20 protein-coding genes are annotated in these 22,803 nt (G+C 72.3%); all 20 read right to left on the reverse strand.

Annotated elements, in window-relative coordinates:
- On the reverse strand, positions 1-1,256 hold a 1,256-nt coding region (locus ACFUJ1_RS19075), incomplete at its 3' end, for a hypothetical protein (RefSeq protein ID WP_378647323.1).
- Between the two features lie 28 nt (positions 1,257-1,284).
- Positions 1,285-2,103 (reverse strand): hypothetical protein, encoded by an 819-nt coding sequence (locus ACFUJ1_RS19080; protein ID WP_378647324.1) that lies wholly within the window; start codon positions 2,101-2,103, stop codon positions 1,285-1,287.
- 19 nt (positions 2,104-2,122) lie between these two features.
- Positions 2,123-2,743 (reverse strand): hypothetical protein, encoded by a 621-nt coding sequence (locus ACFUJ1_RS19085; RefSeq protein ID WP_378647325.1) that lies wholly within the window; start codon positions 2,741-2,743, stop codon positions 2,123-2,125.
- Positions 2,744-2,772: 29 nt separating this feature from the next.
- Positions 2,773-3,030, reverse strand: coding sequence for a hypothetical protein (locus ACFUJ1_RS19090; RefSeq protein WP_378612749.1), 258 nt, complete (start codon positions 3,028-3,030; stop codon positions 2,773-2,775).
- Positions 3,027-3,320, reverse strand: coding sequence for a hypothetical protein (locus ACFUJ1_RS19095; RefSeq protein ID WP_233019332.1), 294 nt, complete (start codon positions 3,318-3,320; stop codon positions 3,027-3,029). The genes ACFUJ1_RS19090 and ACFUJ1_RS19095 overlap by 4 nt, the downstream gene beginning before the upstream one ends.
- Positions 3,321-3,366: 46 nt before the next feature.
- Positions 3,367-4,023 (reverse strand): hypothetical protein, encoded by a 657-nt coding sequence (locus tag ACFUJ1_RS19100; protein WP_378612750.1) that lies wholly within the window; start codon positions 4,021-4,023, stop codon positions 3,367-3,369.
- Entirely contained in the window at positions 4,020-4,793 is a 774-nt protein-coding gene (locus ACFUJ1_RS19105; RefSeq protein ID WP_378647328.1) for a hypothetical protein, read from the reverse strand. Before ACFUJ1_RS19105 ends, ACFUJ1_RS19100 begins: the two co-directional genes overlap by 4 nt.
- A 15-nt stretch (positions 4,794-4,808) precedes the next feature.
- On the reverse strand, positions 4,809-6,179 hold the full coding sequence (locus ACFUJ1_RS19110; protein WP_378647330.1) for a hypothetical protein: 1,371 nt from the start codon (positions 6,177-6,179) through the stop codon (positions 4,809-4,811).
- A 58-nt stretch (positions 6,180-6,237) separates the two neighbouring features.
- Positions 6,238-7,842 carry a cutinase family protein gene (locus ACFUJ1_RS19115; RefSeq protein WP_378647332.1) on the reverse strand — a complete coding sequence of 535 codons (1,605 nt, stop codon included), beginning with the start codon at positions 7,840-7,842 and terminating at the stop codon, positions 6,238-6,240.
- 359 nt (positions 7,843-8,201) lie between these two features.
- Complete coding sequence (locus ACFUJ1_RS19120) at positions 8,202-10,583, reverse strand: RelA/SpoT family protein (RefSeq protein WP_378647334.1); 2,382 nt, start codon at positions 10,581-10,583, stop codon at positions 8,202-8,204.
- Between the two features lie 46 nt (positions 10,584-10,629).
- On the reverse strand, positions 10,630-11,304 hold the full coding sequence (locus tag ACFUJ1_RS19125) for an NUDIX hydrolase (RefSeq protein ID WP_378647336.1): 675 nt from the start codon (positions 11,302-11,304) through the stop codon (positions 10,630-10,632).
- A 24-nt stretch (positions 11,305-11,328) separates the two neighbouring features.
- Positions 11,329-12,603, reverse strand: coding sequence for an adenylosuccinate synthetase (locus ACFUJ1_RS19130; RefSeq protein ID WP_378647338.1), 1,275 nt, complete (start codon positions 12,601-12,603; stop codon positions 11,329-11,331).
- Complete coding sequence (locus tag ACFUJ1_RS19135) at positions 12,600-13,535, reverse strand: hypothetical protein (RefSeq protein WP_378647340.1); 936 nt, start codon at positions 13,533-13,535, stop codon at positions 12,600-12,602. Before ACFUJ1_RS19135 ends, ACFUJ1_RS19130 begins: the two co-directional genes overlap by 4 nt.
- Positions 13,536-13,622: 87 nt before the next feature.
- Positions 13,623-15,224 carry an ATP-binding cassette domain-containing protein gene (locus tag ACFUJ1_RS19140; protein WP_378647342.1) on the reverse strand — a complete coding sequence of 534 codons (1,602 nt, stop codon included), beginning with the start codon at positions 15,222-15,224 and terminating at the stop codon, positions 13,623-13,625.
- Between the two features lie 147 nt (positions 15,225-15,371).
- Positions 15,372-15,905 (reverse strand): adenine phosphoribosyltransferase, encoded by a 534-nt coding sequence (locus ACFUJ1_RS19145; RefSeq protein ID WP_378647345.1) that lies wholly within the window; start codon positions 15,903-15,905, stop codon positions 15,372-15,374.
- A 20-nt stretch (positions 15,906-15,925) separates the two neighbouring features.
- Positions 15,926-17,629, reverse strand: a complete 1,704-nt coding sequence (locus tag ACFUJ1_RS19150) for an ABC transporter substrate-binding protein (RefSeq protein WP_378647347.1) — start codon at positions 17,627-17,629, stop codon at positions 15,926-15,928.
- Between the two features lie 57 nt (positions 17,630-17,686).
- A complete protein-coding gene (gene secF, locus ACFUJ1_RS19155) occupies positions 17,687-18,928 on the reverse strand; it encodes a protein translocase subunit SecF (protein ID WP_378647631.1) in 1,242 nt (413 codons plus the stop codon).
- Between the two features lie 5 nt (positions 18,929-18,933).
- On the reverse strand, positions 18,934-20,697 hold the full coding sequence (gene secD, locus ACFUJ1_RS19160) for a protein translocase subunit SecD (protein WP_378647348.1): 1,764 nt from the start codon (positions 20,695-20,697) through the stop codon (positions 18,934-18,936).
- A 111-nt stretch (positions 20,698-20,808) separates the two neighbouring features.
- On the reverse strand, positions 20,809-21,192 hold the full coding sequence (gene yajC / locus ACFUJ1_RS19165) for a preprotein translocase subunit YajC (RefSeq protein WP_378647349.1): 384 nt from the start codon (positions 21,190-21,192) through the stop codon (positions 20,809-20,811).
- 80 nt (positions 21,193-21,272) lie between these two features.
- Positions 21,273-22,760 (reverse strand): flavin-containing monooxygenase, encoded by a 1,488-nt coding sequence (locus ACFUJ1_RS19170; protein ID WP_378647350.1) that lies wholly within the window; start codon positions 22,758-22,760, stop codon positions 21,273-21,275.
- Positions 22,761-22,803 lie beyond the last annotated feature (43 nt).

Raw genomic sequence — 22,803 nt, forward strand, 5'->3', positions numbered from 1 at the left:
CCACCGCGCGGCGGGGTCGGGCGCGGCGACGGCCGCATCCCGCCCGCGCCACCCGGCGGCCGCGGCCCGGTGCCGCTGCCGCTGACGTAGCCGGCCCGGCCGGGCGCGGCGGCGGTGCGGGTGCCGACCGCCTTGGTACCCATGGCGCCGAGCGCGGCCGCCGCGACCAGCGTGCCGCCGGTCGCGGTGAGGCCGGAGCCGCCGCTGCCGACGATGGCGACCGCGGGGGTCACCAGCCGCATGAGCGCGGGCAGCACGAAGGCGACCGAGCAGAGCAGCACGATGGCGACCAGCATGCGCTGCGCCTCCTCGCCCTCCGGCAGCCCGCCGGTCGGGGTGAGGCCGTCCACGTGCCCTGCGGTGGTGAAGGCGATCATGTAGACGATGGCGGCCACCGGTTTGTAGAGCATGAAGGCGATGATCCAGCCGACCAGTTTTTGGTACGAGGACTTGCCGAGGTCCATCCCGGACGACGCCGCGGCCAGCGGAAGCACCCCCGCCGCGATGATCAGCAGCCCCTGCCTGACGATGGCGAGCACGATCTGCGCCAGCGCGCCGAGCAGCCCGACGATGGCGATGATCAGCACCAGCCCCGGCGAGAACGCCTGCAGCTTGCTGGTCTTCACCATCAGCTCGGCCATGTCCTTGGCGTTGCCGTTGGTGGCGTCCTGGATGAGCCAGTCCGCGAAACGATCCGACGCCTGGGTACCCGCCACGATCACCGCGCCGAGCATCCAGGAGCTGAACACCACCCGGGCGAACATCCGGAAGGACTCGGCCGCCTCGCTCACGGCGGCCCCGCGTCTGGCCGCGGCCAGCCGCGCGCCGGAGAGGATCACCGAGGCTATGAGCAGCAATATCTGGATCTGGTACGTGTACTCGTTGATCTTGGTGAAGAGCGACCCGGAGTCGCTCGCCGCCTCGTTCGGCACCCGCATCCAGAAGGTCAGCGACAGCACGATGGCCTCGCCGAGGCCGTTCATCAGCGAGTCGACCACCTTGCCGAAGGTGGAGTCCCACGCCTTGTCCTTGACGGCGGTCGCGGCATCGGTCGGATGCGAGGCGGCATTGCCCGCCTTGCACACCGCCGAGGCCGCGTCACCCAGCGAGACGCCGGGAATGCCGACGCTGTCGAGGGTGTCGTGCAGCTCGTTGCACGCCTCGTCGAAGCCGTAGGTCTGGCCGTAGGCGATCATCGGCGTCGCCATCGTCACCGTGAAGACGACCGCGAGAATCGTGATTATCCGCCGTAGCATGGCATCCACCCCTCGATGTAGTGCCTGGTCACCATCGGGTCCACCCCTCGAGCGTCTCGAGGTACTCGGTCTGCGAGTTGGTCGACGAGGTCGGCTTGAGCCGCCAGTCGCCCGCGTCCCACACCACCACGAGCCGGACGGCGGCCCACAGCTGCTTGCCGTCGACGACCGGGCCGCGGGCGGCGAGCCGCACGATCGCCAGGTCGTCGGCGTAGTCGTCGATCTTGAAGGCATCCGGGGCCACCAGGTAGCGGGTGACCCGCTCCGGCTGCTGCTCCGGCAGTTTGTCCGCGGCCAGCGCGTTCTCGTACGCGGAGAGCTGCTGCGGCGAGACCCGCACCTGGGTGACGTACAGGTCGCGGTTGGCCGGGCGCGCGTTCAGCCGGTAGGTGATCTGCGCGGCGGCCAGCGCGGCGCCCTGCGGGGTGTGCGCGTAGCCGACCGCGAGGCCGTTCTCGATCCGCGCCGGGCCGTCCGAGGTGGAGAACGGCACCGAGGCGCCGTAGACCCGCTGCCAGCCCTGCGGCGCGGTGGTCCCGATCGGGGCGGCGGTGAGCCAGGCCGGGTCGCCCGGCTTGCGCTGCTTGCTCGTGTCCTGCGGCAGCGGCTGCCCCGCGGAGTTGTTCGGGATGTCCACCCGGCGGCCGAGGAAGTCCGCTTCCGGGGAGGCGAAACCCGTTCCGGTCCCGGTGTTCGCGGCCGGTGGCAGCGCCACGGTGGCGTCGGCGTCACCCCGGTTCAGGTAGACGACGAAGCCGACGATCAGGATCAGCGCCAGCACCGCGCCGGAGGCGATGACGCCGAAGGAGACGCGCTCCCGCGGCGCCGCGGAATCCTTGCCGCTCACGGCACCTCCCCCCGCCTGCTCACTTCGGGGCCTCCAGCTTCACGAGCTCCGCGGGCACCTGGTCCACCGCGTCCACCGGGCGCACGGTCGACTCCGGGTCGGGCAGCCGCAGCCGCCAGTCCTCGTCGAACCACTCGACGGTGGTGTGTGTGACGGCGCGCGAGGAGTCCGAGTACTCGGTGTAGACGTCGACCGTGGAGCGCTCGTCGGTGTAGCCGGTCACCCGGTACCCCAGCACCCGCGGCGCGTACTCGGCCGCGGCCGGGCCGGTGATCGAGAGCTGCACCCGGTTGATCGCCCACTCGTCGCGCGCGGGGCCGGGCACGACCTCCCGGTTCACCACCTGCGACCACTGCCCGTCCGGCGCGATGGAGAGCCGGACGGTGTGCACGATGGCGGCCACCGCCGCGCCGGGCGGCGAGTGGTCGAAGCCGGTCGCCGCGCCGTCCGCGCCGGAGCGCGGCCCCTGGTCGGCGTGCGGCAGCGCGACGCCCTGGAAGGACTGCCAGCGCACATTACTCGGGGCGGCGTTCAGGTCGGGGCCGGACTCACCGGAGCCACCGCCGCCGCAGGCGGTGGTCGCGGCGAGCAGCAGCGCGACGCCGACCGCGCCCGCACCGGGTCTCTGGATTCGATTCATGATGCTGGAGCTCCCCCTGACCGTCGGCGTCACGCAGGCAGGAACGCGAGTGCGATGCCGGAGGCGGTGCTGGCCACGATCGCGCCGAGCAGGCTCATGAGCACGCCGAAGGAGGCGTCGTTCACGGCCAGGTCGGACTTGAAGGCCATCCAGAGCCGCCCCGCGGACAGGATCATCCAGGCCAGGCAGACCAGCAGCACGAACCAGAGCAGCCAGTTCAGCAGCTGCATCAGCGGCTCCAGCACGTCGGCAGGCATCTGTTTGTAGGCGAGCACGGCCGACCTCACGTCCCGATGACGGCGTTCATGATGGTGCCCGCGCTGGTCGCGACGACGCCGCCGATCATGGCGCCCGCCACCATCTTCGGCGACTCCAGGCCGCCGCCGGTCCACCGCTCCCAGGCGAACTTGCCGCCCGCGTAGATGATCGCGACGATCCCGGCGAGCAGCACGAACCAGGTGAGGTAGCGGACCAGCTGGAGGATCTTCTCGGATCCGGGCGGCGCCTCTGGTGTCGGGTTGCCGACCTGGGCAAGGACAATGCCCGCGTCCTGTACGGCCAGCAGCAGCGCGCTCATCCGGATACCTTTCTCGAAGCGGAGATGACGTGGTTCGACACGGCGTTCACTCCTCGAACATCCGCTCGTCGGCGTCGTAGCTGGATTCGCGCAGGGCGGAGCGGGCCGCCGCGACGATCTCGGAGCCGAGCCGGTGGATCTCCGGCGGCACCTCGTCGAGCGGATCGATCCGCCGCTTGCGCGGCAGCTGCACGTCTCCCGGTGTCCACACCGGCAGCTTCTCCGGCTCGACCAGGGTCCACTCCTCGACCCACGGCACCTGCCAGAGCTGGCCGGCCAGCGAGCCGACCACATCGCGGTACCTGCGGATCTCGGCGGGCAGCCTGCCGGGGCGGGCGGCGACGGTGACCAGGCCGAGCACATCGGCGCGGCCTGCGTAACCGGAGAGGTGCTGGCGGAGCAGATCGTGCGCACGGGTCAGCCCGGGGATGGTCTCCCTGGCGACGAGGACGACGAACGGCGATTCACGCTCGAAGACGCCGGGCCAGCGGCGGCTCGAATCCGCCACTGGCGCAAGCACATGCGCGAGCGTACTGGCTCCGGCGCCCCCGTGTACACCCAGCACCCAGACCAGCGGCGCGCGCCCGATTCCGGGCACCGGACGCTGCCAGATGGGAGCACGCCGGGACTCCGGCGGCGCGATCACGCCCGCCGTTCCCGGCTCCGGAGCGGAGCGGCGCGGAAGTTTCATGGCCGCCGTCATGATGCCACGCTGCGCAGTAGCTCGTCGTAGGCCGCACGGGTGGTCTCGGCCAGCTCGCCGTGCTGCACCAGCTCGCCGCGGGCCAGGTGCGGGTCGTACGGGATCTCGCGGATCTCGTGCACCCAGCCGGCCAGGTGCTCGCGCAGGTGCTCGGCCACCCGGGAATCCGAATCCGGGAGCTGGTGCGAGACCACGATGGTGGTGTCGCCGACGATGCCGCCGCCCGGCCCCTCGTCGGCGGCGCCGAACTGGTCGTCCAGCCACTCCAGCGTCACCCGCAGCCGGTTGGCGGCGTCGGTGCGCGACGGGATCGCCAGGACCAGCGCGATCTCGGCGTCGTCGAGCAGCGGGCGCAGCTGGCGCGCGGCGATCGGGCTTCCGCCGTCGTAGACCGCGGTGAAGCCGGCCTGCGAAACCGCCCGTGCCACGGTCAGATACGTCGCGCGGCGGCGCAGCGGGGCCTCGTCCCGCCAGAGCAGCCCGATCCCGGAGGAGGCCCGGGACAGGCACTCCTTGAGCGGGGCGGGCTCGTCGTCGCCGCGGCCGTAGAGCCACGACTGCAGGCTGATCGGGTGCAGGTGTTCGTCGGCGCCGCGCAGCGCCAGATCGCCGCCCGCGGCGGTGGCGTCGACCGCCACCGTCGGGGTGCCGCCCGCGGCCCGCGCACCCGCGAGCCCGAGCACCGTCGTCGTCGTGCCCGCGCCGCCACAGCCCCCGACCACCAGGATCGGTCGCTGCCGGTCGGCCCGGGAACTCCTGTCCTCTCCCATCGCTACTGCTCTCCTCTACCCGGCCGCGATGCCCGTGATCAGGGTGCGGCCGCCGATCTCCGCGGTGGTGACCGTCTGCCTGCTGTAGGTCGCGGGGACTCCACCCGGCCGCTGTTCGGTGACCTCGACCGAATACCGATTGTCGCCCACCCCGGTGATCCGCACGCAGTGCGTGGTTCCGGCCGGGATGGAGTCGATTCCGCGCTGGATCACCTCGGCAGGCGAGACCGCCGCCGCAGGCGCGACCAGCTGCCGCGCGGAGGCGCCGCTGCGATCCACGTAGTACGCGTACTGGAAGGCGAGGATGGCGTCCGGCCCGGACATGGCCCCGCCCCGGCCCGCGCCGCGCACCTCGGTCGGGGTGCGGCTCGCCTGGCACTCGGCGGCCGGGCCGCCCGCGCTGCTGAACTGCATGGCGGAGGGGACGACCGGGGCCGAGCCGGTGCGGTCGGCGCCGGAGCCGAGCAGGTAGACCACGCCGAAGGCGGCCAGCACCAGCAGCAGCACCGCGACGCCGAGCACGACGAAGGCGCGGCGGCGCTTGCCCTCCGCCTGCGGGGCCTGCGCGCGCACCGCGAGCGGGCCGGGCAGGGTGCGCACCGTGCCGTCGTCGTCCCGGCCGGGCGCGGCGGCCGGGGGCGGGCCCGCACCGACCCAGTCCGACCAGCCGCCGACGAATTCGCTGCGCTGCGCGGTGACGTCGCTGGGCACGTAGTTGTCGAAGCGGTCGTCGCCCTGCCACTGCTCGCGCTCGCCGCGGTGCGCGTCGATCGGGGTGACGGTGTCGCCGCCGAGGTCGGCGTCGGCGAACAGGTCGGCGGCGTCCAGCGGGTCCGGCGGTTGCGGGCGCAGCCGCGGGACGGCGGCGGCTTCGGCGGCCGCCGCTTCCTCGGCCTCGCGCTCCCAGGGGAACTTGAGTTCGTCGTCGATCTCGTCCAGCGGGGTGGTCGCGGTGGTTCCGGTGTCGACCTGGACCACCTCGGCATCGATCACCGGGGGTGGCGGCTCGGCCGCGGCCTCCGCGATCTCCGGTTCGCCGCCGACGGGTGCGATGACCACCGGTTCCGCCGGTGGCTCGACGAGGACCGGCTCGATGACCTCCGGCTCGACGACCTCCGCCACGCTCGGCGGCTCGTCGGACGCGCCGGGCTGCGCGCGGTCGGCCCCCTTGTCCAGCACGATCCGCGGCTCCGCGGCGGGCGTCTGCTCCGGGTTCGTCCGACGCCCCTCGACGGCGTCGGCCGGGTCTACCGAGAGGAGCGGTGTGCCCGGCGGCGCGGCGTCGGGGTCGGGATCGGGGGCTGCCGGATGCTCCGGCGCGGCGGCCGCGGCCTCCGGCTCCAGCGCCCCGTACCATCGCGACAGTTGTTTGTACGACTTCAACATTCCCCCATTCCCGCTGATCGGGGCGCGTGCTGCGGCATCAATCGGCCCTTCTCGGCGTTCAGTTCCTGGAGAACGGATAGGCGTTGCCTGCGGAATCGGGTCGGTCGGCGGGGGGCGCCGACGGCACCGAGCCTCCGGAGGAGGCGCCGTCGACTCCACTCCCGAAGGGGAATTGTCCCGTACCCGACGGAGCCGGTGTCGGAGACGCGCCGGAGCTGCCGTCGAAGAATCCGGTCGGTACCTTCGGGGCCGCTCCGGACGGCTTCCCGCCGCTGCCGATGGTCGCGTGGATGTCGTGCGCCGTCGCCGCGAGCCAGTCCGCCACGAACTGGGTCGGCGCGTCGCCGTTGGCCGAGACGGACGCGTTGCCGTAGGCGCCGTGCCGCTGCACCGTGTCCCAGTAGCGGACCCAGGTGGTGACGTTCAGCAGCTCACGGTTGTCGGTGATGTTCTGCACCACCGCCTCGAAGGCCTGGGTCACCAGGCGGGAGACCGTGGTCGGCGGAATCAGCTGCGGGATCGCGCCGAGCAGCTTGGTGCCGAGCAGGAGCAGCGCGGCGGGCGGGTTGCTCAGCGCGGCCGTCGCGAGTTCGGCGATCGCGGTCGGGTTGAGCACCGTCTTCACGACGGTGACCACAGCGTTCAGCCCGATCATGCCGACCTTGAGCATGGCCTTGAAGGCGCCGTTCAGATCGACCGGGGTGCGCGGGTCGGAGGCCTCGGCCAGCCGCTGCGAGATCGACTGCTTCGGCGCGATCGAGAGATTCGCGAGCGAGGTGCCGGAGACGTCCTCGTTCACCACCCTGGTGGCGGTCTTGATCGAGGTGAAGGCCAGCGCCTGCGAGATGGAGACCAGCGAGGCGATCGGGTCGCCGCCGCTCAGCTTGGCCTGGCCGGCGATATTGGCCACCGCCTTGAGGATCGGCGCGCCCTCGGGGGCGTCGCAGGCGAGATCGCCTGCGGCACAGAAGCTCGCGACCCGGCCGGTGAGCGAGCCGAAATTGGCCGCCCGGTCCCGCTCGGGGCCGATGCCGCCGCCGGTGGCAGGCGCCTGCGGCAGCGCGGCGATGCTCGCGATCTCGTCGCCGGAGACGCCGGGGGCGGCGTCCGGGGCGGCCTTGCCCGGTGCGCCGGGGAAGAGCGGGGCGCCCGGATTGCGGGTGGGGTCACCGAAGAGCGCGACGGCCGCGACCTTGTCGGCGGCCAGCACGCCGTGCCCCTGCCCGACCTCCTGCGCGAACATCGAGGCGACGTGCGCGCCCTGCGAGTACCCGACGATCGCGAAACGGGTCTCGCCGCAGCGATCGGCGACCTGCTTGGCCATGGTGCGCAGCCGGACCAGCCCGCCGGTGATGGACTCCGAGTACGGCGCCTGCTGGCCGCCGACGGCGCCGCCGAAACCCGCCTCGTACGGCACATAGGCGCGGTCGACCAGCCCCGGATCGCTCGCCTTTGCCAGCAGCGGCCGGAAGACGGTGGAGAGCATGCCGGTGTCGGTGCTCGGCGCGGCGTCCGGCGAGGACTCACCGGTGCCCTGGATCCCGAGCGCGTACAGCGCGGGACACGACGCGATCTCCAGCTCCGTGGATGGCCCGGCAGGTGGCTGCGCGGCGGCGGTGCCCGTGGTCGCGGTCGCCACAGCGACGGCGAACGCGACGAGCATTCCCGAGATTCTTCCCGTGTACGTTGCCATAGCGGTTCGCAATCAGTCCGTATCGCCGAGCCAACAGGACGCTTCGAAACGCAATAGACCGTAACAGATTCCGGCTATGACTGCGGGCGCGGCGGAAACATTCCGCAGGACACCGTGGTGTCCACGACACATCGACGGCAATCGCTCGGCGGCACACCGCAAGTTTCCGATTTCCACGCGTGGCGCCGGGTGCGCCGCGCGGCAGGGAACGGCCGCGGGGAGGAAGTTACCACCGTCACCGCCGTTGTGGGGCTAATTGCGGGCAAACAGATCGCTGTTCGTGTCGCGCCGCAAGATCGAACCACTGCCCCAGCACTGCCTGTGCCGGATTACGCGGCCGAGGTTACTCGGTAGACGTCGTAGACGCCCTCTACGTTGCGGACGACGTTGAGGACGTGGCCGAGGTGTTTGGGGTCGCCCATTTCGAAGGTGAACTTGCTGATGGCGACCCGGTCGCCGTGGGTGGTGACGGAGGCCGAGAGGATATTCACCTTCTCGTCGGCGAGGACCTTGGTGACGTCGGAGAGGAGGCGGGTGCGGTCGAGGGCCTCGATCTGGATGGCCACCAGGAAGACCGAGGAGGGCGAGGGGGCCCACTCGACCGCGATGATGCGCTCCTGCTGGGCCTGCAGGGATTCGGCGTTGGTGCAGTCGGTGCGGTGCACGCTGACCGAGCCGCCCCTGGTCACGAAGCCGAGGATCGCGTCGCCGGGGACGGGGGTGCAGCACTTGGCGAGCTTGGCGACCGTGTTCGTCGCACCGGGGATGAGGACGCCCGCGTCGCCGGTGACGCGCTGCCTGGACGGGGTGCTGGAGGGGGTGGAGCGCTCGGCGAGCTCGTTCTCCACATCGCCGATGCCGCCGAGCTGGGCCATCAGCCGCTGCACGACGTGCTGGGCGGAGACCTGGTGCTCGCCCACCGCGGTGTAGAGCGCGGAGACGTCGTCGTAGTGCAGCTCCTTGGCCAGCGAGCCCATGGCGTCCGCGCTCATCAGCCGCTGCAGCGGCAGCCCGGAGCGCTTGACCTCCTTGGAGATCTGCTCCTTGCCGGTCTCCAGCGCCTCCTCGCGGCGCTCCTTGGCGAACCACTGCCGGATCTTGGCCTTGGCGCGCGGCGAGACGACGAAGTTCTGCCAGTCCCGGCTCGGGCCCGCGTTCTGCGCCTTCGAGGTGAAGATCTCGACGACCTCACCGTTCTCCAGCTGCCGCTCCAGCGCGACCAGCCTGCCGTTCACCCTGGCGCCGATGCACTTGTGCCCGACCTCGGTGTGCACCGCGTAGGCGAAATCGATCGGGGTCGACTTCTGCGGCAGCGTGATCACGTCGCCCTTGGGGGTGAAGACGAAGATCTCCGGCGACTTCAGGTCGAAGCGCAGCGACTCCAGGAACTCGGCCGGGTCCGCGGCCTCGCGCTGCCAGTCAAGCAGCTGGCGCATCCAGGACATCTCGTCGACCTCGGTGGAGTCGACGGTGTGCTTGCCCTTGGTCTCCTTGTACCGCCAGTGCGCGGCGATGCCGAACTCGGCGGTCCGGTGCATCTCGTGCGTGCGGATCTGCACCTCGAGCGGCTTCCCGTCCGGGCCGACCACGGTGGTGTGCAGCGACTGGTAGACGCCGTAGCGCGGCTGCGCGATGTAGTCCTTGAACCGGCCGGCCATCGGCTGCCACAGCGAGTGCACCACGCCGACCGCGGCGTAGCAGTCGCGGATCTCCTCGCACAGGATGCGGATGCCGACCAGGTCGTGGATGTCGTCGAAGTCCTTACCCTTGACGATCATCTTCTGGTAGATCGACCAGTAGTGCTTCGGCCTGCCCTCGACCACCGCGTTGATCCGGGAATCGGTCAGGTTGTTCACGATCAGCGCGCGCACCCGGGCCAGGTAGGTGTCGCGCGAGGGGGCGCGGTCGGCGACCAGGCGGACGATCTCGTCGTACTTCTTCGGGTGCAGGATCGCGAAGGCGAGGTCCTCCAGCTCCCACTTCACCGTGGCCATGCCGAGCCGGTGCGCCAGCGGGGCGATCACCTCGAGCGTCTCGCGCGCCTTCTTCGCCTGCTTCTCCGGCGGAAGGAAGCGCATGGTGCGCATGTTGTGCAGCCGGTCGGCGACCTTGATCACCAGCACCCGGGGGTCGCGGGCCATGGCGATGATCATCTTGCGGATGGTCTCGGCCTCGGCGGCCGCGCCCAGGTTCACCTTGTCCAGCTTGGTGACGCCGTCCACCAGGTGCGCGACCTCGCGGCCGAAGTCGGCGGTGAGCTGCTCCACCGAGTAGCCGGTGTCCTCCACCGTGTCGTGCAGCAGCGCCGCGGTCAGGGTGACGGTGTCCATGCCGAGCTCGGCCAGGATGTTCGCGACCGCGAGCGGGTGCGTGATGTACGGGTCGCCGGACTTGCGGAACTGGTGCTTGTGCCGCTCGTCGGCCACGTCGAAGGCGCGCTGCAGCAGCACCAGGTCGCCCTTGGGGTACAGCTCGCGGTGCACCGTCGCCAGCGGCTCCAGCACCGGCTTCACCGCCGCGATGCCGCGCTGCCCGGTCATCCGCCGGGCCAGCCGGGCCCGAACCCGCCGCGACGCGGAGGTGGGTACCGCGGCCGAGCCGCTGCGCGGGGGCGTGGGAGACGCCTCGGGGGTCGCGGCGGCCTGCTCGGGCTCGGGGCGGGGTTCGTCCGCCGAGTTCCCGGCGTTCACCTCGTCCAGATGCTGAGTCATGCCACCGCCTCTCTGATCCCCCCGGTGCCCCGAGGAGATTCCCACTTTAGTCCCGATCAGGCGTTACCGTCCCGCCTGCGTGCAAAGGCTGCGAGGGCTGATCATCGTCGTCGAAAGCCCAGACCGCGGCCGGGCGACCGGTCGCCTTCACTCTGCGCCGCTCCTCGGTTCGATTCAACCCGGGGACGCTCGCGAGGGTCCGGTTCAAGTTGGCGGGGTCCGGGCGGGTGCCGTGCACGGAGGTGGCCAGTTCGACGGCGCGGGTGGCGGGGAACTGGGGGCCGAGCAGGGCGCGGGTGAAGGCGGGGTCTTTCCAGAGCAGGCCGGTGAGGAGGGTGCGGGCGGTGCCGACGATGGCGTTGTGGTCGAAGGCGAGCGGCGGGACGCTGTCGAAGGAGACCCAGTCGGCGGGGCTGTCGTGCGGGCTGAGCACCGCCCACATGGCGATGGAGAGGGTGGGGCCGCGCGGGTCGCGGCTGGGTTCGTCGAAGGTGACCAGCTGCCCGATGGCGGCGATGGCGGGTTCGGGGGCGCCGAGTTTGGTGACCAGGGCGCGGTGCGCGGCGGCGACCAGGCGTTCGCCGCGGCCGAGCAGGACGCCGGGCAGTGCGAGCTCACCGGCGAACGGCGCGTGCCCACGCGGCGCGACCCCGAGCCGGATGCCCCGGTCCTCCCCCCAGAACCGCAGCGTCACCACATCCACCGATACGACCGACTGCATTGGGATATTCTCGCGCGGCCGCGCTCAGGCCGCGCGAGTGGCAGGGGTGGGGCGGCGGTCGGACCGGGCGGGGCCGTTACCGGTGAGCAACACGGGGGTACCCAGTTCGCGCTCCAGGTAGGCGGGGATGTCGGCGGGGAGATCCGCCAATTGCGGTGTGGCGGAGCGCAGGAGCTCGGTGAGGGACTCCTGGTGGGCCAGGTCCCTGACGGGCCCGACGGGCAGGCGGCGGATGATCCCGCCCGGGGTGCGGTAGGCCGTCGCCACGCGGAGCTGGCCGGGGACGTCGAGATGGTTGACGACCAGCCCGTCGACCCCGCCGCACACCGCGAGCGCGTAGCGCAGCAGCACCAGATCGAGGTGCCCGCGGCGGAACGCGCCCTGGTAGGGGCCGGTGCCGTTGTGCGGCTCGGGGAGGTCGAGCGCCGCGTCCTCGGTGGGGAACGGGCCGTCCCCGTGCCGGGTCTGGTAGCTCCTGGTGACGCCGAGCACGGTGCCGGTGGCGCCGATGCCTGCCAGCAGCGCGCGGGCATTGCTCGGCTCGACCGTCGACCAGGTGGTGTGCGGGTGGAACCCGCGCCACTCGTCGAGCAGCACCCCCTGTGCGCCCTCGAACACCAGCGGCCCGCGCCGGGCCAGCCGGGCGAGCTCGCCGTCGCCGACGATGCGGACGGCGGCGGCGAACTCCCGGTACATGCCGACCAGCTCGTCCACCGGTTCGTAGCCGAAGCCGCTGCCGTCGAGCAGCGGCGCGTAGTGCGCGGCCAGCGCGGTGAGCAGCGCCCGCAGCCGGTCCGGGTGCGCGCAGTCGGCGACCGTCGGGGCCGGGTGTTCCAGTGCGTAGGAGGCGGTCTCGCCGATCCCGCGACCGCAGGAGCCGTGCCTGCCTGCGCCGCGGGCCCGCTCCCGCGCCCGGTTCGCGGCGATGTGGATCGGGGTGGTGAGCAGCGCCCGGCCGTCGACGGCGAGCAGCCCGAGCGGGTCGGGCACGCCGAGCGCGGCGAGCGCCTCGGCCTCGGCGGCGAGCGCGATCGGCTCCACCAGCACGTGCCGGGAGAGCAGCGTCGGCACCCCGGCGAGGGTGCCCGACCCGAACTGCGCGAAGGTGTGCGTGCGCGCGTCGGCGACGACGGTGTGCGCGGCCTGCGCCCCGCCGTTGAACCGGACGACGGCGGCGGGGCCGAGCCCCGCCGCCGGGGAGCACAGCCAGTCGACCGTCGCCCCCTTGCCCGCGTCCCCGAAGCCGAGGTCGACCACGATCACGTGCGCACCGGGGACGGCGCCGCCACGTCGGTTCACGCCGTCCGCTTCCCGGGCAGCGCCTTGCGCTCCCCCAGCGTGCGGGCGACCGCGTCGGCCCCGGTGGCGCCGACATCGCGCAGGTCGGCGAGGCCGGTGGCGAGGTCGACCCGGTCCTCGCCGAGCCCGATGGTGAGCGCGATGAGCTCGCAGACCGCGGCCGGGTCGTCCAGCTTCAGGAAGTTCTGCCCGAGCAGCCCGCGCCAGTGCTCCGCGATCTCCGGATCGTGGAAGTAGCTGGACTGGTCGGGCAGGATGAAGTAGACGTGCCAGCGCTCGGCCAGCTCCCGGTAGATCGACTCCACCGAGACGTCCTGCCGCACGCTGTCGCCGATCACCGCGCGGATGTGCCTGCTCGCCAGCCGCGGCTTGTTCAGCTCGTCACCGATCAGGAACAGGTAGCCGCGCTTGCCGCGCTTGTCCCAGGCGTCGGTGGTGACGTGGGTCGCCATGAAGTAGGCGGCGAGCTCGTAGCTCTCCGACTTCTGGCCGCCGCCACCGCCCTCCAGCAGGATCGAGCGCAGCTGCTCGTCCATCCGGTTGTCCGACTCGAACTGGCCGACCTGCAGCGGCACCCGGTCGCTGTCGGCGTCGCCGATGGCGCCGAAGAGCAGCTGCGGGTCGTCGGCGTAGCCGCGGCTGCGCAGCAGGCCGTGCAGCAGCCCCAGCTTGTTCTGCATGATCCGCGGCACCCGGCCCATCGAGCCGGTGACGTCGAAGAGCACCGCGATCGGCAGCGCGGTGCCGTGCTCGTCGGAGTCACGGCACTCGCGCGCCCGCACCCCGAACGGCTCCAGGCTCGGGTGCGCCCGCCAGCTGTCGTAGGGCTTGTCGCGCACCTCGGCGGTGTAGCCGAAGTCGTCCTCGCCGCGCCGGGCGCGGAAGGTGGCCGCCGCCCGGTAGGCGGTGTCGTCCCAGTGTCCGTATCCCATGTCCGTCTCCTCCCGTGAAGTAGTTTTAGTGTAGGTGACCAAATCCAATCCGGCAAGGGTCGCCGACGGTTCGGCGACCCGGCGGGGTCAGGTGAGCGGCAGGTCCTCGACCTCGGGGCCGGTGCAGCGCAGCACGCGGGTGAGGCCGAGCGCGGCGAGGAAGCGCTGGTCGTGGCTGACCACGACCAGCGCGCCCCGATAGCCGGTCAGCGCCTGGGTGAGGTGCCCGAGGCTGGGCAGGTCCAGGTTGTTGGTCGGCTCGTCGAGCAGCAGCAGCCGGGGGGCGGGGTCGGCGAGCAGCACGGTGGCGAGCGCGGCGCGCAGCCGTTCGCCACCGGAGAGCGTGCCCGCCGCCGCGTCGGCGGCGGCGCCGCGGAAGAGGAAGCGGGCGAGCCGGGCCCGCACCTCCTCGACCTCCGCGTGCGGCGCGGCGGCCGCCACGTTCTCGAACACCGAGCGGGTGTCGTCGAGCACGTCGAGCCGCTGCGGCAGCAGCTTCCACGGCAGCTTCGGCCCGGATTCGGCGATCCGGCGCAGCAGCGTGGTCTTGCCGACCCCGTTGCGTCCGGTCACCGCGATCCGCTCGGGGCCGTGCACCCGCAGGTCGACCGAGACACCCCCGGGCAGCGCGGCACCGGTCAGCTCGACCACCTCCTGCCCGGGGTGCACCAGCGTGCGCGGCAGCTCGATCCGGATCTCGCGGTCGTCGCGCACCGCCTCCTCGGCGCCGCGCAGCTGGTCGCGGGCGGTGTCCAGCCTTTCCAGGTGGGTATTGCGCAGCTTGCCCGCGGAGACCTGCTGGCTGCGCTTCTTCTCGTTGGCGATGATCTTCGGCGCCCGCTTGGTCTCGGAGAGCATGCGGCCGTACCGCACCCGGCGGTCCAGCTTGATCCGGGTCTCGACCAGCTCGCGGCGCTGCCGCCGCAGGTCGCCGCGGGCATCCCGGACCGCGGCCAGCGCGGCCTCCTGCTCGGCCGCGACGATCCGCTCGTACTCGCCGAAGCCGCCGCCGAAGAGCCGCAGCCCGCCCCGGTAGAGCTCGGCGGTGACGTCCATGCCGTCGAGCAGCTCCCGGTCGTGGCTGACCACCAGCGCGATGCCGGTGAACTGGCCGAGCACGGCGGCGAGGCGCTGCCTGGCGACGCCGTCCAGGTTGTTGGTCGGCTCGTCGAGCAGCAGCACGGCCGGCTCGGTGAGCAGCTCCGCGACCAGGCCGAGCAGCACCGTCTCGCCGCCGGAGAGCGTGCCGATGGTGCGGTCGAGCGCGGCCGGGCCGTCGGCGACGTGGCCGAGGCCGACCCGGGCGAGCAGCGCCACCGCGCGCTCCTCGACATCCCAGGCCGCGCCGACGGTGTCGAAGTCGGCGGGCGTTCCCCCGCCCGCCTCGATCCGGTGCAGCGCGGCGCGCACGGCATCGATGCCGAGCACCCGGTCGACCCGGAGGCCGGTGCCGAGCCCGATATCCTGGCGCAGATAGCCGAGCGGGCCGGGGCGGGTGATCGAGCCGCGGCCGGGGGTGAGTTCACCCGCGACGAGCCGCAGCAGCGTGGACTTCCCGGCGCCGTTGGCGCCGACCACCCCGATGCGGCCGGGGGCGAGGGTCGCGGTCAGCCCGTCGAAGACGGGGGTGCCGTCGGGCCAGGTGAAGGCGACGTCCGACAGGGACAGCGAAGACGAAGGAGTGGGCACGGTTGCTCCCGAGGTGACTGCGACGGAACGCGGCGCGCGAGATACGGGCCGCCCGGGCGAGACCTCAGATCAGCAACAGCCGCTCCGTTTCGTCGGGAACAAGACGATTCAGGGTAACCCCGGCACCACCGCCGGGGTCAACTCCTTTTAGACGGTGACGATGGCGGTGACCGGGTAGCCGCCCTGCCTGGCCCGCCCGGCGAGAAAGCCGATCTCCAGCACGACGGCGGCCGCGACCACCTCGGCGCCCGCCTCGGCGAAGAGCTCCGCCGCCGCGGCGAGCGTGCCGCCGGTGGCGAGGACGTCGTCGAGCAGCAGCACCCGCCTGCCGCGCAGCCGCACGCCGTCGGCCGGGATCTCCAGCGCGGCGGTGCCGTACTCCAGGGTGTACTCGCGGGAGACCACCGGCGGCGGCAGCTTGCCGCCCTTGCGCACGGCGAGCACCCCGGTGCCGAGGCTCGCCGCGACCCCAGCGCCGAGCAGGAAGCCGCGTGCGTCCACCCCGGCGATCAGGTCGGCGTCCGGGGCGCAGGCGGCGAGGCCGTCGAGCACCGCGCGGAAGCCGGCGGCGTCCGCGAAGACCGGGGTGAGGTCGGCGAAACGCACTCCGGGCGTGGGGAAGTCGTCGTGCCAGCGGGTGAGCCGGTGCACCGCGTCGGCGGCCTTCGTGTGCCCGCTCATCGGGGTCCCCTCCGATTCGGTCACCGGGTCAGCCGCCAGCGGTCCATGTTCCAGCCGGTGCCGCCCTGGGTCGGCCCGGCGACGCCGTTACGCAGCCCGGTGCCGAAGGCGATCAGCCGGGGCGTGGCGAAGAGCGGGATGCTGGGCAGCTCGGACCAGAGCAGGTTCTCCGCCTCGGTGAGCAGCCCGAGCTGGCCGGCCGAGGCGTCGTCGGCGGCGAGCTGGTCGGTGATCGCGTCGAAGCGGCCGTTGCCGAACCGCCCGACGTTGGAGCCGTTCCCGGTGCGCAGCGCCGACATGGCGGCCACCTCGGTGCTCGCCCCGGCCGGGCCGGTGGCGGCGGCGGTGCCGCCGAGCACGGCGTCCACCGCGCCCTCGGTCAGCCGGGTGGGCTGGAAGTCGGGGGCGCCCGCGTCGACGACGGTGATGCCCGCGGCGCGGCAGGAGTCGGCGATGGCCCTGACGGTGGCGGCGCGGCGGGCGTCCGGTGTCCGGTAGCCGATCCGCACGGTCAGCTCGCCCGCCTTCACGTTCGGGTCGACCGTCGCGTACTTCTGCGCGGCGCCGGTGGCGGCCTCGTAGAACAGCGAATCCTGCTGCACGATATGGGCGTTCAGCATGGCGGAGCCGATCCCGCGCTCCGGCCGCTCCGGCACCGAGCCGAGGGTGTCGAAGAGCGCCTTGCGCGGCACGCAGGCGGCCAGCGCGCGGCGCGGCTGCACCCCGGCGAAGACCCCGCCGGTGCTCAGCACGAGCTGCTCGGCACCGCGGCCGGGGACGGTGCTGGCGGAGAAGCCGTCGAGCGGCAGCTCCGGCACCGAGCCGGCGCCGATGTCGATCACCCCGACGGCATTGTCGCCGATCTTGGCGGCGAGGTCGGTTCCCTTGGGCCACACCACGATCCGGCCGGTCTCCGGCTTCGCGCCCCACCAGCGCTCGTTGGCGACGAGCACCAGCCCCTCGCTCTCGCTGTAGGAGCCGATGCGGTAGGGGCCTGCCGAGGGGAAGCGGCTCGCGTCCAGCGCGCCGGGGGTCATGGTCCAGCCGGTGTTCCAGAAGTCGGCGAGCTTGCCGAGCGCGACCAGCTCGCCGGTGCGCACCGCGCCGATCAGGTTGGTCACCCCGGTGGCCTGGGTGGCGACGTGCGCGGGCATGAGCTCACCGGCGGCGAAGAGCGTGCGCCACGGCACGTAGCGGCGGCCGGGGCGGAAGACGACGGTGGCGTCCTTGGAGCCGGGCTCGCAGTCGATCCGCTCGATGTCCTCGTACCCGGCGGTGCTCGCGCTGTCGAAGAGCGGCGCGCCGCCGGAGGTGAACCGGCCGCTGCGCGCGGCCCAGGTGAAGACCAGGTCGTCGCAGGAGGTGGCGATGCCGTCGGAGTAGACGCCGTCCGGGCTGAGCCGGTACTGGATGGTCTGCGCCTCCCCCGGCACCTCCTTGGCGGTGCCGACGTCGGTGTCGGCCACCTGCTGGCCGTCCGGGCCGGTGTAGAAGAACCCGGTGAGCACCCGGCCGAAGACGGCGGGCGAGCCGCTGGCCCACCCCACCGTCGTCCCGCCGTTGTAGCTGCTGATCACCGCGTCGGTGGCATAGCCGATGGAGGGCACCTGGCTCTCGCTGGAGCACCCGGCGCCGAGCCCGGCCGCGACGATCGCGGCGGTGAGCGCGGCGACCACCCGCCGCGCTCGGATCCCGGGCCGGTGCCCGCGGCGTGGAAGTCGCAACGTCGAAACCCCTTCGTTCCCGAACGATGTCACCGGGGCCCGGCGGCCCCGCCGCTGCTACCGGCGGCTGCGCTTCCCGCTGGGGCGCGAACCCGCCCGCGGGCCCTGGCCCGCGCCGCGGGCCCGCCGGGGCTCCGCCTCCTGGGCACTGCGCGCCGTCGCGGTGCCCGCGCGCCGCTCGGCGGCGGCGCCGACCCGCTCCGCGGCCGCCGCGGACCGCTTGGCCTGCACCTTTCTGGTGTGCGCGGCCACCGGACCCCACCGCTCCTTGAGCGAGACCAGCAGCGGCGTCGCGAAGAAGATGGAGGAGTAGGTGCCGACGAGCAGCCCGACCAGCTGCACCAGCGCCAGGTCCTTGAGGGTGCCGACGCCGAGCAGCCAGACCGCGATCACCATCAGCCCGACGATCGGCAGGATGCCGATCAGGGCGGTGTTGATCGAGCGCATGAGCGTCTGGTTGACCGCCAGGTTGGCCTGCTCGCCGTAGGTGCGGCGGTTCAGGTGCAGGATGCCCCTGGTGTTCTCCTCGACCTTGTCGAACACGACCACCGAGTCGTAGAGCGAGAAGCCGAGGATGGTCAGGATGCCGATCACGGTGGCCGGGGTGACCTCGAAGCCGACCAGCGAGTAGACGCCCGCGGTCACCGCAACGTCGAAGACCAGCGCCGCGAGCGCGGCCAGCGCCATGTCCCGCTCGAAGCGGATGGCGATGTAGATCGAGACGACCACCAGGAACACCGCGAGCGCGATCAGCGCCTTGCGGGTGATCTGGCCGCCCCAGGTCTCGCTGACGTCGGAGACGCTGATCGAGGCCCGGCTCGGGCTGCCGTCGGAGTCCTGCGGCTGGAACCGCTCGTAGATCGCGGCGCTCAGCTGGTCGACCTGGGTCGCGTCCAGCGCCTCGGAGCGGATCAGCACGGTGGCCGAGCCGCCGGTGCCGACGGTCTGCACCGACTCCGGGTCGAAGCCGAGCGCGCCGGAGTAGGTCTGCTCGACCTGCTCGGTGGTGGCCGACCCGGCCGGGAACTGGATCTGCGAGCCACCCTCGAAATCGATGCCGAAGTTGAACCCGCGGATCGCCATGCTGGCCAGCGCGATCAGCACGATCACCGCGGTGATCGTGTACCAGCGGCGCCGGTTGCCGATCACGTCGATGGCGCCGGTGCCGGTGTAGAGCCTGCTGAAGAAGCCGCGCGCGTGCGCCCGCTGCACGGGCGTGAAGACGTCCGTGACCTCGGTGGCGTTGGTGCCGTTCTCCAGCGAGTAGCCGCTCGCGCGGTCGGTGTCGTTGTTCGTCACGGTGCTCACGCCTTCCCGAGTGCGGGGCGGGCCGCGGAGTGTTCCCGCGCGACCTGCTGCATCGCGCCGAGGCCGTTGACCGCGGGCTTGGACCAGAACGCGGTGCGCGAGGCGAGCAGCACCAGCGGCGCCGTCACCAGGAACACCACCACCACGTCCAGGATGGTGGTCAGCCCGAGCGTGAAGGCGAAGCCGCGCACCTGGCCTGCGGCGAGGATGTAGAGCACCGCGGCGGCGATGAAGCTGACCGCGTTGCCGGAGAGGATCGTGCGCTTGGCCCGCTGCCAGCCGCGCGGCACCGCCGAGCGGAAGCTGCGGCCCTCCCTGATCTCGTCCTTGATCCGCTCGAAGAAGACGACGAACGAGTCGGCGGTCATGCCGATGCCGATGATCAGACCGGCGACGCCCGCCAGGTCGAGGGTGAACCCGATCCAGCGGCCGAGCAGCACCATGATGCCGTAGACCGCGAAGCCGGAGGCGATCAGCGAGAGCGCGGTGAGCAGCCCGAGCATCCGGTAGTAGGCGAAGCAGTAGAGCAGCACGACCGCGAGCCCGATCGCACCGGCGAGCAGCCCCGCGCGCAGCGAGGCGAGGCCGAGCGTCGCGGAGACGGTCTGCGCCTCCGAGGTCTCGAAGGAGAGCGGGAGCGAGCCGTACTTCAGCGTGTTGGCCAGCTCCTTCGCCGACGCCGCGGTGAAGTTGCCGGAGATCTGGGTGCGGCCGCCCTGCTGCGGGCCCTGCTGCACCACCGGCGCCGAGACCACCTGCGAGTCGAGCACGAAGGCGACCCGCTTCTGCACGTACTCGCCGGTGAGCGCGGCCCACTCGTCGCTGCCGCCGGACTTGAACTCCAGGTAGACCTCGTGCCGCGCCTGCTGCTGGTTCAGCCCGGAGCTGGCGTCGGCGATGTCCTGGCCGTCGATCCGGCTCTTGTCCAGCAGGTAGACCTCGGTGCCGTCGCTCGCGCAGGCGACCAGCGGCAGGTTCGGGTCGTCGTTGCCGCGCAGCGGGTCGGGCTCGGTGCAGTCGAGCGTGGCGAGCGCCAGCTGCTGCACGGCCTGGTCGGTGCTCTGCCTGGTGGCCTTGGCCTCGGCGATCTCGGCGCGAGCCTGCTCGGCCGGGGTCAGGTTGCCCGGGCTGGGCTCGGGGGTCGGTGTCGGGGTCTGATCGGCGGGCGGCGCGGGCACCGGTTCGCCCGGCGGGACCTGCTCGATCGGCGGCGCGGGCTCCGGCGGCACCTGGGCCGGGAAGAGCCGCGGCTGCGGGGCGGGCGCGATCTCGGGGGCCGGTGCGGGAGCGGCGCCGTCCGGAGCGGGCGCCGGAGCGGCACCTTCGGGAGCGGGCGCGGGTGCGGGCGCGGCCGGGGTCTGCGCGGTGTTGCGGCCCGCGGCCGGGACCGCGGTCAGCACCGGGCGCACGTAGAGCTTGGCGGTGGTGGCCAGGGTGCGGGCCTGCTGGCCGTCCTCACCCGGGACGGTGATCACGATCGTGTCACCGTCGATCACCACCTCCGAGCCGGAGACGCCGAGGCCGTTCACCCGGTTCTCGATGATGGACTGCGCCTGCTTCAGGCTGTCCTGGCTCGGCCTGCTGCCGTCCGGCGTACGCGCCGTCAACGTGACCCGCGTGCCTCCCTGCAGGTCGATGCCGAGTTTCGGGGTGGGGGACTTGTCCCCGGTGAAGAAAACCAGCGCGTAGATCAGAGCGAGCAGGGCAACGAAGAGGCCGAGCAGTCGCCATGGATGCGCCGATCCCTGTGACGGAGGCACAGTGGGTCATCTCCTAGAGCGGAAGTCGAGTGGAACCGGCGCGCCGAGGCGGGCGCACCGACTTGTCCGCGCCGGGCAGCGGCGCGGACCGCGTGAACCTGACGAACGAGGTCAGTCCTTGGTCAGCCGGGTCTCGGTCTGGCCAGGGGTCTCCTCGGCGCTCGCCGGCGCGGCGGCCTCGACCTCGGACGCGGCGGGCACGACCGGGTCGGCGGCGCTCGCCTCCTCGACGGCGGTCTCGTCGTCGGTGCGGACCTCGCGGACGGCCTGGCGCAGCCAGGTCGTCACGACCTCCTCGGCGATCTCGAGATCGACGGTCGTCTCGTCGACCTCGACCACGGTGCCGTACAGCCCCGAGGTGGTGGTCACCCGATCCCCGATCTTCAGGTCGTTCTGCATCGCCGAGACCTTCTCGGCCTCACGCTTCTGGCGGCGGACGCCGAGAAACATCGGCACGAGCAGAGCGACCAGCAGCAGCGGAAACAGCAGTTCCATCGTCGACGTCAGTTCCTGGTTCGTGGGTGGGGTGGACAGGTACCCACACAGTCTGCCAGTTGGCGGAACCGGCCCCGCACTCAGGCGGGCGCGCCACCGTAGACGTAGTCGTCCAGCGGGAAACGCACGGCCTCCCGGTGCGCGTTCAGCGTGCTGGTCGGGCGCAGCAGCGCGGCCTCCCCGTGCGGGTCGAAGTAGTAGCTGCGGGCCGACCCGCAGTCGCCGCCGTAGAAGACCGAGGTGCCGAGCCGCTCGGTCACCCGGTCCAGGAATTCCGCGTTCGCGCGCTCGGTGACCTCGAAGGTGGCCGCGCCGCGCTTGGCCAGCTCGCCGAGCAGCCTGCCCATGTGCTTCATCTGCGCCTCGACGGTGGTGAAGTACGAGAGCCCGCTGTAGGAGTACGGGCTGTTCAGGCTGAGGAAGTTGGGGAAGCGCGGCACGGTGATGCCCTCGTAGGCCTGGAAGCGGCTCGCCCGCCACCAGGCGCCGAGGTCGACGCCGTCCCGGCCGAGCACCGTGATGGCCGGGAAGTTGGCCTGCCACAGGTCGAAGCCGGTGGCGAGCACCAGGGTGTCCAGCGCGACCTCGGAGCCGTCGGCGAGCGCGATGCCGCCGGGCGTCACCTCGGCGATGCTTCCGGTCTCCAGCCGCACGTGCGGGGAGTTGAAGACCCGGAAGTAGCGGTTGGAGAAGGTCGGGCGCTTGCAGCCGAAGTCGTAGCCGGGGGTGAGCGCGCGCCTGGTCTCCGGGTCGCGCACCGAGGTGCGCAGGTGCGCCTTCGCCAGCAGCCCGGCGCCCCGATTCAGCACCTTGGCCCTGGTGAACTCCAGTACGCCCGCCACCATGATCGCCTCCAGCACGGAGGTGTTGGCCAGCCGCGCGGCCCGCTGCGTCACCGGCAGCGCGGCGAAGAGCCGCTGCACCGCGGCCGGGATCGGGGTGTCGACCTTGGGCACGACCCAGATCGGGGTGCGCTGGAAGACGGTGAGCTCGGCGGCGACGTCGGCGAGCTCGGGGACCAGCTGCACCGCGGTGGCGCCGGTGCCGATGACGCCGACCCGCTGCCCGGTCAGGTCGAGGTCGTCCGGCCAGGCGGTGGTGTGCACGATCCGCCCGGTGAAGCCGTCGATGCCGGGGAAGGGCGGGGTGTAGGGCTGGGAGAGGAAGCCGGTTGCGGTGATCAGGAAGCGCGCGGTCAGCTCGCCGGATTCGGTGCCGACCACCCAGTGCTGCTGATCGGCGTCCCAGCGGGCCTGCTCGACGGCGGTGCCGAAGCGCATCCGGCGGCGCAGCCCGTACCGCTCGGCCACGTGCTGCGCGTAGCGGCGCAGCTCCTCCCCCGGCGCGAAGAGCCGGGACCAGTACGGATTCGGCTCGAAGGAGTACGAGTAGGTGACCGAGGCGATGTCGACCGCGAGCCCGGGGTACCGGTTCACGTGCCAGGTGCCGCCGAGGTCGGCCTCGCGCTCCAGGATCACGTAGTCGCTCAGCCCGAGCCGATCCAGCTGGATGGCGGCGCCCATCCCGCCGAACCCCGCACCGACCACGATCGCGTCGTACCGCGCCATCGCCACACCTTCCTTCGTGACCCGTCCGTCACGGAATGACATG

This window comes from Nocardia sp. NPDC057227, from assembly GCF_042669725.1.
GTDB classification, from domain to species: domain Bacteria; phylum Actinomycetota; class Actinomycetes; order Mycobacteriales; family Mycobacteriaceae; genus Nocardia; species Nocardia asteroides_A.

Excerpts from the sequence above, each read along its gene's own strand:
- ACFUJ1_RS19085 (WP_378647325.1), bottom strand. The coding sequence starts at position 2,743 with ATGAATCGAATCCAGAGACCCGGTGCGGGCGCGGTCGGCGTCGCGCTG.
- ACFUJ1_RS19095 (WP_233019332.1), bottom strand. The coding sequence starts at position 3,320 with ATGAGCGCGCTGCTGCTGGCCGTACAGGACGCGGGCATTGTCCTTGCC.
- ACFUJ1_RS19100 (WP_378612750.1), bottom strand. The coding sequence starts at position 4,023 with ATGACGGCGGCCATGAAACTTCCGCGCCGCTCCGCTCCGGAGCCGGGA.
- ACFUJ1_RS19105 (WP_378647328.1), bottom strand. The coding sequence starts at position 4,793 with ATGGGAGAGGACAGGAGTTCCCGGGCCGACCGGCAGCGACCGATCCTG.
- ACFUJ1_RS19110 (WP_378647330.1), bottom strand. The coding sequence starts at position 6,179 with ATGTTGAAGTCGTACAAACAACTGTCGCGATGGTACGGGGCGCTGGAG.
- ACFUJ1_RS19115 (WP_378647332.1), bottom strand. The coding sequence starts at position 7,842 with ATGCTCGTCGCGTTCGCCGTCGCTGTGGCGACCGCGACCACGGGCACC.
- ACFUJ1_RS19120 (WP_378647334.1), bottom strand. The coding sequence starts at position 10,583 with ATGACTCAGCATCTGGACGAGGTGAACGCCGGGAACTCGGCGGACGAA.
- ACFUJ1_RS19125 (WP_378647336.1), bottom strand. The coding sequence starts at position 11,304 with ATGCAGTCGGTCGTATCGGTGGATGTGGTGACGCTGCGGTTCTGGGGG.
- ACFUJ1_RS19135 (WP_378647340.1), bottom strand. The coding sequence starts at position 13,535 with ATGGGATACGGACACTGGGACGACACCGCCTACCGGGCGGCGGCCACC.
- ACFUJ1_RS19145 (WP_378647345.1), bottom strand. The coding sequence starts at position 15,905 with ATGAGCGGGCACACGAAGGCCGCCGACGCGGTGCACCGGCTCACCCGC.
- yajC (WP_378647349.1), bottom strand. The coding sequence starts at position 21,192 with ATGGAACTGCTGTTTCCGCTGCTGCTGGTCGCTCTGCTCGTGCCGATG.
- ACFUJ1_RS19170 (WP_378647350.1), bottom strand. The coding sequence starts at position 22,760 with ATGGCGCGGTACGACGCGATCGTGGTCGGTGCGGGGTTCGGCGGGATG.